Raw genomic sequence first — 16,617 nt, 5'->3', positions numbered from 1 at the left:
TTATTTTTATCAACAATATACGGGATAAATTTCTTTATTTTATCCACAGATATAACTAGATGTTGAAAAAGTTAAAAATAGCCCCCTTATTTATCCACATTTTGTTAATAACTTTGTGGACAACTTTTTTAATTATCGGTATATAATGTATATACACTAAAAATCGTGGTAATTTTCCACCTTGTTGATAAGTATATTTTTTATTCACTTTTTATACACAATTGTATATGTATAATTTTTATGCCTAAGTTTTTTTATTCGTAATTATACCATTACTATCAACAATATATACACACTATTAAATAGATAAAGGAGGGTAACCGGTAAATGGACGTGAAAAATTTGTGGACTTCAGCACAACAAAAGCTAAAGGGTGTTTTCCCAAAGTCAATATTCACCCTATATTTCAATGAGAATACTGTTCCAATAGCAATTAACAACAATATTTTATACCTAAGTGGAGATAATAGGTCTAAGGAGTTTTTTGAAAAGCAATATAAGGACAAGATTTTAGTGGCTTTTGATGAATTGGCAGCAAATATAAAGGACGTCATTGTTTTGACCAATGATGATACTACTGATACGGAAATAAATACAAACATTGAAAAAAATAGCAATCCTAAAGAAAACAGTGAAAAAATAATGGACCTGGCTACAAGCATAGCCAACTCAAACTTAAATCCTAAATACACATTTAATACCTTTGTTGTAGGATCTAGTAATGCTATGGCTGTTGCAGCATGTCAAAGGGTAGCTGAATACGATGAGACAGCTAATGATAACCCCCTATTTTTATATGGTGGTGTAGGTCTTGGAAAAACCCACCTTATGCATGCTATTGGCCACAGGGTCTTGGAAAGAGATCCATCAAAAAAAATACTCTATGTTTCATCTGAAACCTTTACTAATGAGATGGTTACAGCTATAAGAGAAAAGAAGAATAGCGAGTTTAGGGAGAAGTATAGGAATGTTGATATATTTATGATAGATGATGTCCAGTTTGTAGCTGGAAAAAACTCTGTCCAAGAAGAATTATTCCATACCTTCAATGATGTACATGGTGCTGGTAAGAAGATTATCCTATCAAGCGACAAGCCACCAAAGGATATACCAGAACTTGAAGAAAGGTTGAGGTCTAGGTTTGTATGGGGTTTGATAACAGATATCCAGGCTCCTGACTATGGTACTAGGATGGCAATACTACAGAATAAGGCTGAAAATGACAAGTTAGACATAGATTCAGATGTCTTTGAATATATAGCAGACAATGTAAAGTCAAATATCAGGGAGTTGGAGGGGGCCTTAAACAAGGTAATCCTATATTCCAACCTATCTGCAAAACCTATGAATTTAGCTACTGCTAAAGAAGCTCTTAAGGATGTCCTGGTATCATACACTACTAAGGAGGTAAATATACTTAGGATAAAAGAGATGGTAGCTGATGCCTACAATATAAGTGTTGAAGACTTGATATCCAAAAAGAGGACCAAGAACATAGCCTTCCCTAGGCAGGTGGCTATGTATATATCAAGAAATCTTCTAGACCTATCCCTACCAGCTATTGGTGATGAATTTGGGGGAAGAGACCATACAACAGTAATGCATGCGGTCAACAAGATTAGTGATGATATACAAAAGAGCGAAGAGGTAAAGATAAAAATAGAAAAGATAATTTCAGATTTGGATAGTTAGTTTATACACATATTTCCTGTTTAAAACTTGTGTATAAGTTAAATCCTATTTTAGGCACAATTTTATCCACATTTGATTCAGATTTTGTTAATATATTTGATAACATATTTTTACACAGGATTTAATGTGTATTTTAGTGGACTTAAACCACTTATCACACAATCCACAGGCCCTACTACTATTACTACTATAGTTATTATATATTTTTTTTATATAAGGAATTTATATTGTAAAAAAGTTATTAACAAGGTCTATTAAAAACATATAAGGAGGTCTTTAATTTGAAAATCTTATGTAATCAAAAAAAATTAGCTCATGCTATTACAAATGCGCAAAGAGCTATTAATACAAAAACAACTGTAGAAATACTAAGAGGTATCCTAATTAGTGCTGAAGACAACAAGCTAAAGGTTAGGGGTTATGATAATGAAATTAGTATAGAAACTGAAATAGAAGCCCAGGTTGAGCTTGCTGGTTCAATAGTTATAAATTCTAAACTAATAGGTGAGATAGTAAGGAAGCTACCTGATTCATATATAAGTATAGAGACAGATGACAACTTCAATGTATTTATATCTTGTATGTCTTCAAGGTTTAAGATAAAGGGTATAAGTGCTGAAGATTTCCCTAATATAGATAGTATTGAAGTTGGAGATATGCTCAAAATCAGCCAGGCAGACATGAAAAATATGATAAGAAATACTGTTTTTGCAGCTGCAACAGACAATTCAAACCAGACATTTAATGGTGAGTTGATAGAGATTGATAGTGAGAAAATAAATATGGCGGCCCTTGATGGATATAGGTTGGCTACTATGACTAATCCTTTTAAGTCAGGTGTAGATAAAAACCTAAGTGCCATAGTTCCTAGAAATACCCTAAACCATCTTAATTCACTCCTATCTGATGATGGTGACCTATATATAGCTATTAGCCCTAGGGATGTAGTCTTTAAGTTTGATAATACAAGGCTGGTTGGCAGGTTGATAGATGGAGAGTATGCCGACTACAAGAGCCTTCTACCTAAGGAATATGTAACTAAGATAAGCGTTGAAACTAAAAAGCTCCAGGAGGCTGTAGAAAGGGCATCCCTACTATTTACTTCTGACAAGAACAACACTATAAAGATGACTGTTACAGACAAGCTTCTAGTAATCACATCTAACAATGAAAATGGCAATGCCTATGAGGAAATAGGGGTTGAATTTGAAGGGGATATGTTAGATATAGCCTTCAACTCAAGGTATTTCTTAGATGGTATCAAGTACCTAAATAGTGAATATGTATCAATAGAATTTTTAGGAGCTATAAACCCTTGTGTTATTAAACCACTAGATGATATAGAATATACCTACCTGATACTTCCAGTAAGGATAAGTAATTAATTTGATATAAGGCGTCTGTGTATAAAAAAGATACACAGACGTTTTTTGCTTTATAAGCTTATCATTTAAAGAATTTTTGTGGTATAATAGAGTAGTTAAGCTATGTTAAGAATTAATGAAAGGAGCTCACATGAAAAAGGTTGATATAGGTTCAGACTATATAAAATTGGACCAGTTTTTAAAGCTTGCTGATATAGTTATGTCTGGAGGAGAGGCCAAACTACTTATCATGAGTGAGGAAATTAAGGTAAATGGAGAGGTAGCCACTCAGAGGGGAAAAAAGTTGAGGAGTGGAGATATAGTTGAGTATATGAATAAAGAGTTCCAGGTATCAAAGTAGGTGTTTATTTGTATATAAATAGTTTGAAACTAGTAAATTATAGGAATTATGATGATTTACTGGTTGAGTTTAACAAGAAGGTTAATTTAATAATAGGTATGAATGGTCAGGGCAAGACTAATCTCGTGGAAGCTATAGGTTTTATGTCTATTGGAAGATCTTTTAGGACTAACAAGGATAGGGAATTGATCAAGTTTTCTGCTGAAAACCTATATTGTGGCTGCAACTTTACCAGAAATAATATGGATAAGAAAATAGAGATAGTCGTTGCCAAGGACAAAAAGGGTGTAAAGGTAAATGGTGTATCAATTAAGTCTATGCAGGAGCTCTTGGGAAATTTAAATGTCGTTATTTTTTCACCTGAAGACCTTAGGTTGGTCAAGGATGGACCCAAGGAAAGAAGATCTTTTATAGACAAGGAAATCAGCCAGATAATGCCCAGGTATTATAGTTTATTAACTAATTATAATAAGATTCTTCACCAGAGGAATACAGTATTGAAATCCTACAGAATAGATGAAAATCTCCTGGATGTGTATGACGAAACCATGTCTACATATGCTAGTGAAATATATCTTATTAGGAATAAGTTTATTGAAAAAATATCTAAAATATCAAGTGAAATTCATAAAAACCTAACTATGGATAAGGAAAATCTGACTATAATATATAAGAACCAGGTAGACCTGGAGTCTGGCCAAGATGCCAGCCAGGTCAGGTTGAAGTTATTAGAAAAGTTAAGAGAATCCAGGGGGGGAGATATGATTACCAGGACTACCAAGGTAGGTCCCCACAAGGATGATATGAAGATTTTTATAAATGATATAGATGTAAGGATGTATGGGTCGCAAGGCCAACAGAGGACAGCATCTATTTCACTTAAATTATCAGAAATAGAATTGATAAAGCAAGAGGTAGGAGATTATCCTGTCTTAATCTTAGATGATGTCTTTAGTGAGTTAGACCAGACTAGACAAAAAATGTTGGTAGAAAAATTAGAAGATATTCAGATGTTTGTTACATCAGCTGATCCATTACACAAGAATATATTAGATATAGATGATTACAGTATATTTAATATAGAAAATGGGAGGCTTGTTGGAGTAGAGAATGGAGGAGTATAAATGACAAAACATGAGTATGGTGCAGACCAAATCCAGGTCTTAGAAGGCTTAGAAGCTGTTAGAAAGAGACCAGGTATGTATATAGGGTCTACAGGTCCAAGGGGACTACACCACCTAGTATATGAAGTTGTAGACAATAGTATAGATGAAGCTTTGGCAGGCAACTGTTCGGAGATATATATTTCTATAAATCCAGATGGAAGTGTGACAGTAAAGGATGATGGTAGGGGTATACCAGTAGAGGTACATCCAAAGACTGGCCTATCTACCCTGGAAACAGTTTTGACTGTCCTACATGCCGGTGGTAAATTTGGTGGTGGAGGCTATAAGGTTTCAGGTGGTCTTCACGGTGTTGGTGTGTCTGTTGTTAATGCCCTTAGTGACTGGCTGGTAGCAGAGGTATCAAGAGATGGTAAGGTCTATAGGCAGGAATATAAAAGAGGTGTACCTACTGGTAAGCTAGAGGTTGTTAGTGAATCCAGCAAAGATAGTGGAACATCTATTACTTTTATGCCAGATGCCAGTATTTTTGATGAAATAGAATTCAAGTATGAAACACTAGAATATAGGTTTAGGGAATTATCCTTCCTAAACAAGGTAATCAAAATAGAGTTTGAAGACAAGAGAGAGGGTCAGGAAGAGTCTAAAACATTCCACTATACAGGTGGTCTAGTAGAGTATATCAAGTACCTAAATAGGACAAAGACTCCAATTCATGACCAGATAATATATGTAGACAAGATAGCAAATGACTGTACTATTGAGTTGGCCCTTCAGTATACTGACGCCTACACAGAAAATATATATTCATTTGCTAACAATATTAATACACACGAGGGTGGTGTCCATCTTTCAGGATTTAAGGCTGCCTTGACAAAGTGTGTAAATGACTATGCAAGAAGAAATAATATATTAAAGGAAAAAGATCCAAACCTATCAGGTGAGGACATAAGGGAAGGTTTAACAGCTATAGTATCTGTTAAGTTGCCAGATCCTCAGTTTGAAGGACAGACAAAGACAAAACTAGGTAATACCTTTATGAGAGGTTTGGTAGATTCTATAGCAAATGAAGAAATAGGGGCCTTTTTAGAAGAAAATCCTTCTGTTGCCAAGTTGGTTATAGAAAAGTGCCTAAGGGCTCAGAGGGCAAGAGAAGCTGCCAAGAAGGCCAGGGACCTTACAAGGAGAAAAAATGCCCTTGAGTTCACATCACTGCCAGGTAAGTTGGCAGACTGCTCAGAGAAGTCTCCTGAAAAGAGTGAAATATTCTTAGTCGAGGGTGATTCTGCCGGAGGTTCAGCTAAGAGTGGTAGGGATAGGAATATCCAGGCCATCCTACCTCTGAGGGGAAAGATACTAAATGTTGAAAAATCAAGGTTGGATAAGATTTTATCATCAGAAGAGATAAAGAATATGATTACTGCCTTTGGTTGTGGTATAGGGGAAGATTTTGAACCTGAAAAATTGAGATACCACAAGATAGTAATAATGACCGATGCCGATGTCGATGGTGCCCATATCAGAACCCTATTATTGACATTCTTCTTCAGGTATATGAGACCACTAATAGAGGGAGGCTATGTATATGCAGCCCAGCCACCACTATTTAAGGTTAAAAAGGGTAAGAAGGAATACTATGCCTTCTCAGATAATGAATTAAGTAGTCTATTGGATGAAGTTGGTAGACAGGGGGCTGATGTATCCAGATACAAAGGTCTTGGTGAAATGAATGCCGAGCAGCTGTGGGAAACTACAATGGACCCAGAGTCTAGAACCCTACTACAGGTAACTATAGACGATGCTATAATGGCTGATGAAATATTCTCTATGCTAATGGGCGATAAGGTTGCACCAAGAAGAGACTTCATAGAAGCCAATGCTAAATATGTAACTAATTTGGATATATAGGGGGTGAAGGATTTAAATGGAGAATAAGAGCAAAATAATTCCTATAGAGATATCTCAGGAAATGAAAAAATCATATATAGATTATTCTATGAGCGTAATAGTGGGTAGGGCCCTTCCAGATGTAAGAGACGGTCTAAAGCCAGTTCATAGAAGAATACTTTACTCAATGATCGAGCAGGGAATAACACCAGACAAGCCATACAGGAAGTCAGCCCGTATAGTCGGTGACGTGCTAGGTAAGTACCATCCACACGGTGACTCATCAGTATATATGGCCATGGTAAAGATGGCCCAGGACTTTGCAACTAGAGGCCTATTGGTAGATGGTCAGGGTAACTTTGGTAATGTGGATGGAGATAGCCCCGCAGCCATGCGTTATACAGAGGCCAGGATGTCTAGACTGGCTACAGAGCTACTAAGGGATATAGACAAGGAAACAGTAGATTTTGGTCCCAACTTTGACGAATCACTTCAGGAGCCACTAGTATTACCTGCCAAGTATCCAAACCTATTGGTAAATGGTTCTAATGGTATAGCCGTTGGTATGGCCACATCTATACCACCTCATAACCTGGGTGAAGTAATAGATGCTACGGTCCACTATATAGATAATAGGGATTGTACTACGGAAGATTTGATGGAGCATATATCTGGACCAGACTTCCCAACTGGTGCCATGATAATAGGTACAGAGGGGATCAAGGAAGCCTACAGGACAGGTAGGGGTAAGGTTAGAGTAAGGGCTAGGGCAGAAATAGAAGAGCTACCAAAGGGTAAGCAGCAGATAGTAATAACAGAAATACCATTCCAGGTAAACAAGTCTAGGCTGGTAGAAAGAATAGCTGACCTGGTAAGAGACAAGAAGGTTGAAGGAATATCAGACCTTAGGGATGAGACTAATAGGCATGGTATAAGGGTTGTAATAGAGCTAAAGAGGGATGTAAATGCCAATATCATACTAAACAACCTATACAAGCACTCACAGTTAGAGGAAACTTTCTCAATAATAAACCTAGCTATAGTGGATAAAACTCCAAAGGTGCTTAACCTAAAGCAGTACCTAGAGTGCTATGTGGACCACCAGAAGGATGTAATAACAAGAAGAACTCAATTTGAACTTAAGAAGGCCCAGGCCAGAGCCCATATATTAGAAGGGTTGAAGATAGCCTTAGACAATATAGATAGGGTAATATCAATAATCAGAGGATCTGAAAATGGTCAGATAGCCAAGGAAAAGTTGATAGAGGAATTTGCCCTATCAGATATACAGGCCCAGGCCATCCTTGACATGAGACTTCAGAGGTTGACAGGCCTTGAAAGAGATAAGATAGACAATGAATACAAAGAATTAATGGAAAGAATCACATACTTAGAATCCATACTAGCTGATGAAAATAAGCTATTTGGAGTAATAAAGGATGAGATGTTAGCCATAAAGGACAAGTATGCAGATCCAAGAAGAACAGAAATTAAGCCAGCAGAGGGTGAAATAGCCCTAAAAGACCTTTATGAGGAGGAGGAAATAGCAATTACCTTAACTCATCTTGGTTATATAAAGAGGTTGCCTGCTGATACATATAAGAGCCAAAAGAGGGGTGGAAGAGGTATATCAGCTTTGACTACAAGGGAAGAAGACTTTGTAACAGACCTGATATCTACAACTACCCACTCGTTGATGCTATTCTTTACAAATAGGGGTAGGGTCTACAAGTTAAATGCCTATGAGGTTCCAGAAGGAAAGAGGACATCTAAGGGAACAGCAATAGTTAACCTCCTACAGCTAAACCCAGGTGAAAAGATAGCAAGGACTATTTCATTTAATACTGATAGTAAGGAAAATGAAGATCTTAAGTACCTGCTATTTGCTACAAAGAGTGGTATAGTAAAGAAGACTCCTATATCAGACTTCAAGAATATAAATAAGTCTGGCCTAATAGCAATAAACCTAAAAGATGGTGATGAATTAATAGGTGTAAACAGGACAAATGGTGAAGAGGATATTATCCTGGTAACAGAAAATGGTATGTCGATCAGATTTAATGAAAATGATGTAAGGTCAATGGGTAGAACTGCGACTGGAGTCAAGGGTATTACCCTATCTAAGGGAGACCATGTAGTATCTATGGACCTTATCAGTAACGGAACTGACCTATTAGTAGTAAGTGAAAAAGGCTTTGGTAAGAGGACTGAAACAGAAGAATACAGGCCACAGATTAGGGCTGGTAAGGGTATAAAGACCTACAATATAAACTCTAAGACTGGTAAATTGGTTGGAGCTACCCTGGTAGATGAAGATGATGAAATGATGATGATTAACTCTAATGGAGTTTTGATTAGGATTAGGGTAAATGAGATATCTATCTTTGGTAGGGTAACTAGTGGTGTCAAGCTGATGAAGACTGATGAAGAAGTTGAAGTAGTTTCAATAGCTAAATTAAAGGGAGAAGAAGAGTAAGAACTTTATAAAAATTTGAGTATTTTAAGGAGGATTTTATGTCGCTAAATATAAAATCAAATTATGAAAATGATTCAAATGAGTGGGTTGTTGCACTTAATGGCGAACTTGATATATCGTGTGCCAACAAGCTCAAAGAAGAGTTATACAAGGCTGTAGATGAAAAATTTGCAGATGTAGTTATTGATATGACTAATCTTGAATATATAGATTCTACAGGTATAGGTGTACTAGTAGGTTTGATGAAAAAATTGAGGACTGATGGCAAGGATATAAAGATATCCAAGGCCAAAGATAATGTAAAAAGAATTTTTAAGATAACTGGTCTAGACCAGATCATAAGTATGGAGGGATAAATTTGGCGTACGAATTAATAAGCATGAATGTGTCTGTCAATCCAGATTTTGTATCTGTAATCAGACTAACATTGTCAGGGATAGCCAGTAAGATTGGTTTTTCACTTGATGACATAGAGGATATGAAAATTTGTGTATCTGAAGCTTGTACAAATGCCATCAAACATAGCGATAAAGATGAGTTTCAAATTAAATTTTATGTTTATCCTGATAAGTTGACCATTGAGGTTTCAGATGATGGTATCGGATATGACGTTGATTCTTTAGCATCACCAGACTTAAAAAATCCAAAAACTAGTGGTCTAGGTATTTTTATAATCAAGACCCTAATGGATGAGGTTGAAATAAAGTCTTGTAATAAGTGTGGAACTATAATTAAGATGACAAAGTTGGTTGGAGTTGAGGAATAAATGAATTTGATCACAGAAAAAAAATATGAGGAAATGGACGTAAAAGAACTTTTCAAAATTTTTTCTGATGATAAGACTAATGCTGCGGTTAGAAACATACTTATTGAGAAACATCTATACTTGGCAAAGATACTGTCAAGAAAGTATATGAATAAGGGTGTAGACTATGAAGATTTATATCAAGTAGCATCTCTAGCTCTTATCTATGCAATTGATAGATATGATATTTCTAAGGGATTTGAATTTTCAAGTTTCGCAACACCAACTATAGTTGGAGAAATTAAGAAGTATTTTAGAGATAAGGTATGGACACTCCGAGTTCCAAGGAGAATACAGGAATTAAGCAAGAAAATAAGCAATGCCAAGGTATACTTGGAACAAGAACTAAGGAGGAGTCCAACACCTTCAGAAATTGCCGGTTATTTAGACATAACTGAAGAAGAAGTTTTGGAAGCAATGGAAGCATCTTATGGCTACCAGCCTGTATCACTAGATACACCTAGTAATGATGATTCAGAGGACAAGGATATGACTCTGGGGGATAGGGTCGGTACAGAGGAAAAGAATTTTAGGCATATTGAAGAAATGGACTTTATAAATCATTTTATGAAGACCTTAAACGAGTTAGAGGTTCAAATTATACGTGGAAGATTCTTTGATAACAAGACCCAGTCAGTAATAGCTGAAGAACTTGGTATATCACAGATGACTGTATCAAGGTTGGAGAAAAAGATAATAGAAAAACTAAAAAAAGAATACAATAAGGTAGTTTAGGCCAAATATTGACCTGTTTACAAATATAATTAAGTTTTTATAGGTAGGTTTAATTGGTCAAGTTTACTTGGCTTATAGCCAAAAAAATATGAAATTATAAGTCCTTCTATGGTAAAATTAAGATATCATAGGGGGATTTTTTTGTAGCAAATATGAATGGTATTAATTTAATGTTACTATAATAAATATATATAAGGAAAAATCCATAATTTAAAAAATATAAATATAAGACCTATAATAGAGGTATGGAGGTTGAGTAAATGTCGAGATTAAGAAAACTTATGGAAGAGAGGGGCTTGGATGTTGGCCTACTAGGAGCAGCCCTTAATATCAGTGATAGTGAGATGGAAGAAATAGTGGATAAGGATGATTTAAGCCCTTTGGATGAAGTAATAGGTGAGTTGGCCAGGGTCTTTGATATGGATGTAGAGGATTTAATATAATTTACTTTACTTAGGATAATTTATGATATCTATGGCATATTAAAATAAGAAGATATTTAAAAGGAGGAAACTATGATTAATTTTTCTAAAAAGAAGTTGGAAAATAAGGAAGTTTTATTGGGAAGTTTCTTTGAATTAGGTGGCCAAACAGCTGTAGAAGCAGCGGCTATAGCAGGCCTAGACTTTATTATTATAGACAATGAGCATGGTCCTTTTGACATTGAGACTACAATGTCATATATAAGGGCAGCGGAACTTAGGGGGATGACACCTATAGTCAGGGTCAAGGAAATCAGTAGGTCAGCCATATTAAAGTCACTAGATATAGGGGCCAGGGCCTTAATTATTCCATGTGTAGAAAATATTGACCAAGTCAAGGATATAATCAAGTGGGGCAAGTACCCACCTAGGGGGGAGAGGGGATTTTTCTTTTCCAGGATAGGAGGCTATGGCCATGACCCCGTAGCCAGCAAGGGAGTAGGACCATATATGGACTATATGAATAATGAAACCTGGTTAATACCCCAATGTGAGACTGTAGGAGCCCTTGAAGTTATAGAAGAAATCGCAGCCATGGATGGTGTAGATGGTATATTTATAGGTCCTTTTGACCTATCTAACTCCATGGGTATATCAGGCCAGTTTGACAAGCCTGAATTCAAGGAGGCAGTAGCCAGGATTATAAAGGCCTGCCATGATAAGGATAAATTTGTTATGTACTATGCAAATGATGTGAATATAGCCAAGGATATGATGGCCCAAGGTATAGATGGTGTAGCTGTAAGTATGGATGTAAACTTCTTGATAAGTGGTTATAAGTCTATGTTAAAAAATCTCAAATAATATGTGGATTTAAGTTATCAAAGATAGGGAAAAATCCAATATATAAAAATGAAGAGGGGGGAGATTATTGGAAGAAACAATAGAAAAACAAACCACGATTTTTAGCAAATATATAGATATTTTTACAGACAAGCTGCCAGCTATTGTATTTGCCATTATAATTATAGTAATAGGTGTAATAATAGCCAAGCTGGTAAAGAGGTTTTTGAATAAGATACTTACTAAGTACAAGTCAAGTATTGGTATGGTAACCTTTATGATTAATTTTGTCCAGGTTACAATTATAATTATAGCCTTTATGCAGGCCATGTCTATACTGGGTGTAAATACTACATCCTTTGTAGCAGTCCTGGGTGCAGCTGGTTTCAGTATTGGTCTGGCCTTCAAGGAGGTCCTATCAAATTTGGGATCCTGCTTGATAATCCTATTTTTCAAGCCATTTGATATAGGGGATTTTATAAGCTGTCAGGGCAATGAGGGAACAGTTATGGAGATCTTGATGTTCTCAACAAGCTTAAAGACAACAGATAATAAATTGATAGTAATGCCAAACTTCCAATTGACCTCTAACCCTGTAATCAACTATACAGCTCAGAATAAGAGGAGGATAGACTTTGTATTTAATGTAGAGTACGATACAAATGTAAAGGCCTTATATGAGATATCTAATAGGTTATTCGATCAAGATGAAAGGATTTTATCTTCTCCAAAACCCCTAATAGGTGTGGAATCTATGAATAATAATATAATTAAATTTATAGCCAGACCATGGGTAAAGACTGAAGATTATTGGGATGTATACTACAAATTGATGGAAGAATTTAAACATGAATTTGACCAACATGGCATTAAGTTTTCAAGGATAAACTTGATGCATCCGACAAATTAATAATATAAAAAAACAGGGAGGTCCTGGATATACATCCAGAGGACCTCCCTGTTTTTTATGAGAAATTTAGTTAACAATAGGTTAAACTTCTAATTTTTCACCCTTATCTCTTTTCTTTATATTCTTATAACCCAAGAACCATAATGGTAGTATTATAAATATCCAGTTGAAAATACCTAGATACTTATAAGCAACCTGGATAACCCACATTAGACCAAAGTTTGATACTCCGTAACAAACCAAAAGACAACAGATACTGATGATTGCCTTTCTAAGAACGGGCTTTGATTCCATATTCTTTAATACATAAGGGTCAAGTCTTTGTACCATACCAAATATAAATCCTACCGCAGTTGTTATTAGGGCTAGGAATAGTAGTATAGGGTATAGGACAGCCAAAACTGGTATATTAAGCTGGTTTACTATAAATACAGTAGGTAGTTTTCTAGTTGCCTGATCTGTGAAGATATGTGGCATCTGGGAGAATATCAATAAGCATATACCTATCAACATTAAAATATTAATGACAGCACCTATAGTCATGGCACCCTTGGCCTCTTCCTTGAACTTGCCACCCTTAAATGATGCGGCTATTCCCCCAATTGCACTAATCTGGAAGCCAGCATATGTAAGCGCCCATAGAAGTGAGTTTCCAACATTTCCAGGAACAGGAGCCCCCTTACCTGAAATACTCCACCTTGCTGACTGTGGATTTACATATCCAGCTTTAAATAATCTAGCTATATCTGGAGCAAATTTTATTAGTCCTGCAACCAAGACAATTGTTATTATTATAAGGATTGCAGATGTCATTATCATGGCATTCTTTCTAACTATATTTTCTCCAAATATAGACAGTAGTGTAACTATAACAAACATTGCTATTGAGCCGACAGCAATTGGTAGTCCAAGATACTGGTTCCCAAGTAGGCCACCTGTTGCTATTGTAGCAGCCGTAGCAGCTATAGTTGTAATTATGATTGAAAAATCCATGGCAGGAGTCAAAAATTTTGACTTTGAACCAAAGGCTTCCCTAGACCACAAGTCATAACCCCATTTGTCAGTTTGTCTAGCAGTTTCTAGACCAATGTAATAGGTGAAAGCAATAATTGCAAATGTGATAATTGGCATTAAAACTCCAAACCAACCATGATTGGCAAAGTATTGTAACTCTTGTGTTCCAGAAGCGAATCCCGCACCACAGTGGGTAGAAAACCAAACTGTAGCAACACCAATACTTATGGATGTAAAATACTTTTTCTTAACCATAGAAACACCTCCTTATTTCTTTGTTTATATTATAACACAAAAAAGCTTTAATAAAATGAGAAAATTCAAATAAATTAAAAAAATATAATAATTATCAGTGGTTGTAGAATGATATTAATATATTTATATAAAATTTATTATTTTTAATAAATAAACAATCGTTAAAAATAAGTTAAAAAACCTTTATGCAATAAAAATAAGTAGTCTATGTAAATATAATAAATTTTAAGTAGGATATTTAGGTATAGTAAGGTTTATTGTTGTATAATAAGAAGTAAACCATTTTTATATAGGGGGTAAGAAATGTCGGGAGTAATTGATCTTGTCACAGGTGTATTCGAAGCTGGCAAGACATCATTTATAAAAAAATTAATAGAAAAAGAAGCTGTAATTAGCTATAAAAATATACTTATAATAAATACTGAATTAGGAATGGAGTCATACGAGGACTTGTTTATTGAGGATGTAAATATAACATGCATAGATATCTTTAAGGAAGAAGACTTTAACCAGGACAGGATAAATAAGGAGATAGCAAGACTGAAGCCAGACTATGTATTGATAGAATACAATGGTATGTGGGACTTAGAAAGGGTTCTAGGTATGAAGTTTACAAGGGGCTACTACATTAAAAATCTTATAGATGTGGTAGATTACAAGACCTTTGATATATATATAAACAATATGGAAGCTATAATGGTGGATAAGATATCCAACTGTGATATCCTAGCTATGACTAAGAGTAATGGATATGATATAGATGATATGAACCTTAAATACAAGGCTATCAGGCATATAAATAAGGCCTGTGATATCCACTTGGACAATGAACTCTTCTTGGATGATGAATTAGATATAGTATCAGATTCTATGTCCAGGTCAGATCTTGAAATAATAAAATTTGGCCTGGCTTTTGTAGTCTTAAATATGATTATCATAGGGGCTAAGTTTTTGGCACCAGACTTTTATAACGGCAAGATGCAGAGGATATTGGGGATTTTTTTAAGTCTAGTGATACAGATACTGCCATTTTTGCTTATAGGAGCCATTTTATCTAGCCTGATACAAATATTCGTATCAAGGAATAGGTTTAATAAGATTTTTGAAAAGACCAGTATTAAGTCTTTGATAGGGGCCTTGTTTGCCGGTATATTTTTCCCGGTATGTGACTGTGCTATGGTACCAGTTGCCACTTCAATAATAAAGAAGGGCTATTCTTATCCGGTGGCCATAACATTTTTATTGGCATCACCGGCAATTAATCCGATAGTAATCCTATCTACCTTTTATGCCTTTCCCAATATGCCCAAGGTTATTTTATATAGGATAGGTTTTGGCCTTTTATTTGCCTTTATGGTAGGCCTGGTTTTGATGGTTATTGAAAAGAGGAAGAAGATTAGTATAGTAAAGGATGTAATAGACAAGTATTCCATTGGTGATAGTGCCATATACAAGTTGAGGTCCAAGGGTAAGATGAGGTATTTAGAGGCCATAGTGGTCCATACCAGAAAAGAGCTATTTAGAGTAGGCTTTTATGTAATTACCGGGGCCTTTATATCTGCAGTCTTGCAGGTGGCTATATCCAAGGACTTTTTTATAAGTATGAATAAGGTAAATGCCATAGCCGTCATAGCCATGATACTTGCAGCCTTCTTTATATCTGTATGTTCTACCTCAAATGCCTTTATAGCAAGGACCTTCTATAATGTAATGCCAGCCAATGCCATACTGGCCTTTATAGTTATGGGGCCAATGTTGGATATTACCAACCTATCAGTAATGTTTGGTACCTTTAAGAGGAAGTTTATGACCTATATGATAATGGGTCTAGTATATATTGCCTTTGTGGTATTTGCTTTGTTGGGAGGAGGTTTTAAACTTGTTTAATAAATTGAATTTCCAAGTATTAATAGAAATTTTAATAGAGTTTTTTACAGGCCTCATATTAGCCGTTAACCTATACACGGGTAGGATAAACAACTTTGTTCATCCAAAGTTCAATATAATACTATGGTTTAGTGTCCTGGTCCTAATAATTATGGTGGCTATATCTGCCATGTCCCTATTTAGACCTAGGCATATGAATGTACTGGGCAAGTATTTTGTCATATTTATACCTATAGTATTGATGTTTTATATTAATACAGATGCCTTGGGAACTTTGACTAATACTAACTCATCAAGTCAGCTATCGTCAGATATACCAGCACCTACGCAAAATATAAGTCCTATAAAGGAAACTGTCTACAAGAGGGAGGCTGGTAAGGCCTATATAGATATTAATGACGATATGTATCTTAAATGGTACTATGATTGTACCTTTAGTTGGGGCAAGTACAAGGATGATAAATTTAAGTTCCTTGCCAGGGTATTTAAGGACCCAAGTCAGAAAAACCAGTTTGTAGTCCTTGGTAGAATGGGGATGATCTGTTGTGTGGCAGATATGCAACCATGTGGTTTTATATATAATGGTAAGGGTTTTGAAAATTTAAAGGATGGCCAGTGGTATTATGTGACTGGAAATATAATAGAAAATAAAAAGTATACTTATAATTATGAGCAGTTGGCCCAGATTATAAATGTGTCCCTAAAAGAGGCTAGAAAGCCTACAGATGAATATGTTTATATACGTTAAAATGAGAAAAATACAAGACCCAAGCAGGCTTGTTTAGTTGAAGAAATTCCTATTTAGTGGTATGATGTAAATGGAGAATTTTACATATTTTTGT

Annotated in this window: 15 protein-coding genes; 14 read left to right on the top strand and 1 reads right to left on the bottom strand. The window is 35.4% G+C overall.

Annotated elements, in window-relative coordinates; genetic code table 11:
• Positions 1-327 precede the first annotated feature (327 nt).
• From dnaA to HMPREF0634_RS01690, 12 genes are all read left to right on the top strand, one after another.
• Positions 328-1,692 (top strand): chromosomal replication initiator protein DnaA, encoded by a 1,365-nt coding sequence (dnaA, locus tag HMPREF0634_RS01745; RefSeq protein WP_007788431.1) that lies wholly within the window; start codon positions 328-330, stop codon positions 1,690-1,692.
• A 281-nt stretch (positions 1,693-1,973) separates the two neighbouring features.
• Positions 1,974-3,077, top strand: coding sequence for a DNA polymerase III subunit beta (dnaN, locus tag HMPREF0634_RS01740; RefSeq protein ID WP_007788467.1), 1,104 nt, complete (start codon positions 1,974-1,976; stop codon positions 3,075-3,077).
• Between the two features lie 130 nt (positions 3,078-3,207).
• Positions 3,208-3,417, top strand: a complete 210-nt coding sequence (locus HMPREF0634_RS01735) for an RNA-binding S4 domain-containing protein (protein ID WP_007788418.1) — start codon at positions 3,208-3,210, stop codon at positions 3,415-3,417.
• Positions 3,418-3,425: 8 nt separating this feature from the next.
• The gene (gene recF / locus HMPREF0634_RS01730; RefSeq protein ID WP_007788445.1) at positions 3,426-4,541 is read left to right on the top strand and encodes a DNA replication/repair protein RecF; all 1,116 of its coding nucleotides are present in this window, start codon (positions 3,426-3,428) and stop codon (positions 4,539-4,541) included.
• Entirely contained in the window at positions 4,542-6,449 is a 1,908-nt protein-coding gene (gene gyrB, locus HMPREF0634_RS01725) for a DNA topoisomerase (ATP-hydrolyzing) subunit B (protein WP_007788427.1), read from the top strand.
• A 16-nt stretch (positions 6,450-6,465) separates the two neighbouring features.
• Entirely contained in the window at positions 6,466-8,904 is a 2,439-nt protein-coding gene (gyrA, locus tag HMPREF0634_RS01720) for a DNA gyrase subunit A (protein WP_007788456.1), read from the top strand.
• A gap of 38 nt (positions 8,905-8,942) precedes the next feature.
• On the top strand, positions 8,943-9,260 hold the full coding sequence (locus HMPREF0634_RS01715; RefSeq protein WP_007788406.1) for an STAS domain-containing protein: 318 nt from the start codon (positions 8,943-8,945) through the stop codon (positions 9,258-9,260).
• A gap of 2 nt (positions 9,261-9,262) precedes the next feature.
• A complete protein-coding gene (locus tag HMPREF0634_RS01710; RefSeq protein WP_007788450.1) occupies positions 9,263-9,670 on the top strand; it encodes an ATP-binding protein in 408 nt (135 codons plus the stop codon).
• On the top strand, positions 9,671-10,444 hold the full coding sequence (locus tag HMPREF0634_RS01705) for a SigB/SigF/SigG family RNA polymerase sigma factor (RefSeq protein ID WP_007788410.1): 774 nt from the start codon (positions 9,671-9,673) through the stop codon (positions 10,442-10,444).
• 260 nt (positions 10,445-10,704) lie between these two features.
• Positions 10,705-10,887 carry a helix-turn-helix domain-containing protein gene (locus tag HMPREF0634_RS01700; protein ID WP_040565617.1) on the top strand — a complete coding sequence of 61 codons (183 nt, stop codon included), beginning with the start codon at positions 10,705-10,707 and terminating at the stop codon, positions 10,885-10,887.
• 72 nt (positions 10,888-10,959) lie between these two features.
• The gene (locus HMPREF0634_RS01695) at positions 10,960-11,730 is read left to right on the top strand and encodes an HpcH/HpaI aldolase family protein (protein WP_007788423.1); all 771 of its coding nucleotides are present in this window, start codon (positions 10,960-10,962) and stop codon (positions 11,728-11,730) included.
• Between the two features lie 67 nt (positions 11,731-11,797).
• Positions 11,798-12,619, top strand: coding sequence for a mechanosensitive ion channel family protein (locus tag HMPREF0634_RS01690; RefSeq protein WP_007788458.1), 822 nt, complete (start codon positions 11,798-11,800; stop codon positions 12,617-12,619).
• 81 nt (positions 12,620-12,700) lie between these two features.
• Here HMPREF0634_RS01690 and HMPREF0634_RS01685 read toward each other — a convergent pair whose 3' ends face one another.
• Complete coding sequence (locus tag HMPREF0634_RS01685) at positions 12,701-13,888, bottom strand: hypothetical protein (RefSeq protein ID WP_040565616.1); 1,188 nt, start codon at positions 13,886-13,888, stop codon at positions 12,701-12,703.
• Positions 13,889-14,191: 303 nt separating this feature from the next.
• Here HMPREF0634_RS01685 and HMPREF0634_RS01680 point away from each other — a divergent pair, with 303 nt between their 5' ends.
• Both HMPREF0634_RS01680 and HMPREF0634_RS01675 read left to right on the top strand, forming a co-directional pair.
• A complete protein-coding gene (locus HMPREF0634_RS01680) occupies positions 14,192-15,775 on the top strand; it encodes a permease (RefSeq protein ID WP_007788440.1) in 1,584 nt (527 codons plus the stop codon).
• Positions 15,768-16,523, top strand: coding sequence for a TIGR03943 family putative permease subunit (locus tag HMPREF0634_RS01675; protein WP_007788438.1), 756 nt, complete (start codon positions 15,768-15,770; stop codon positions 16,521-16,523). Before HMPREF0634_RS01680 ends, HMPREF0634_RS01675 begins: the two co-directional genes overlap by 8 nt.
• Positions 16,524-16,617 lie beyond the last annotated feature (94 nt).

Origin of the sequence: Peptostreptococcus stomatis DSM 17678 (genome assembly GCF_000147675.1) — a bacterium.
Lineage (GTDB): Bacteria > Bacillota > Clostridia > Peptostreptococcales > Peptostreptococcaceae > Peptostreptococcus > Peptostreptococcus stomatis.
Note: the sequence above shows the minus strand (reverse complement) of the source record. Positions and strands in the feature narration are given on the sequence as shown.

What these genes read in the sequence shown, in the direction of transcription:
- gyrA (WP_007788456.1), top strand. Translation starts at nt 6,466, where the DNA reads ATGGAGAATAAGAGCAAAATAATTCCTATAGAGATATCTCAGGAAATG.
- HMPREF0634_RS01680 (WP_007788440.1), top strand. Translation starts at nt 14,192, where the DNA reads ATGTCGGGAGTAATTGATCTTGTCACAGGTGTATTCGAAGCTGGCAAG.
- HMPREF0634_RS01715 (WP_007788406.1), top strand. Translation starts at nt 8,943, where the DNA reads ATGTCGCTAAATATAAAATCAAATTATGAAAATGATTCAAATGAGTGG.
- HMPREF0634_RS01700 (WP_040565617.1), top strand. Translation starts at nt 10,705, where the DNA reads ATGTCGAGATTAAGAAAACTTATGGAAGAGAGGGGCTTGGATGTTGGC.
- HMPREF0634_RS01705 (WP_007788410.1), top strand. Translation starts at nt 9,671, where the DNA reads ATGAATTTGATCACAGAAAAAAAATATGAGGAAATGGACGTAAAAGAA.
- HMPREF0634_RS01685 (WP_040565616.1), bottom strand. Translation starts at nt 13,888, where the DNA reads ATGGTTAAGAAAAAGTATTTTACATCCATAAGTATTGGTGTTGCTACA.
- dnaA (WP_007788431.1), top strand. Translation starts at nt 328, where the DNA reads ATGGACGTGAAAAATTTGTGGACTTCAGCACAACAAAAGCTAAAGGGT.
- HMPREF0634_RS01735 (WP_007788418.1), top strand. Translation starts at nt 3,208, where the DNA reads ATGAAAAAGGTTGATATAGGTTCAGACTATATAAAATTGGACCAGTTT.
- gyrB (WP_007788427.1), top strand. Translation starts at nt 4,542, where the DNA reads ATGACAAAACATGAGTATGGTGCAGACCAAATCCAGGTCTTAGAAGGC.
- HMPREF0634_RS01695 (WP_007788423.1), top strand. Translation starts at nt 10,960, where the DNA reads ATGATTAATTTTTCTAAAAAGAAGTTGGAAAATAAGGAAGTTTTATTG.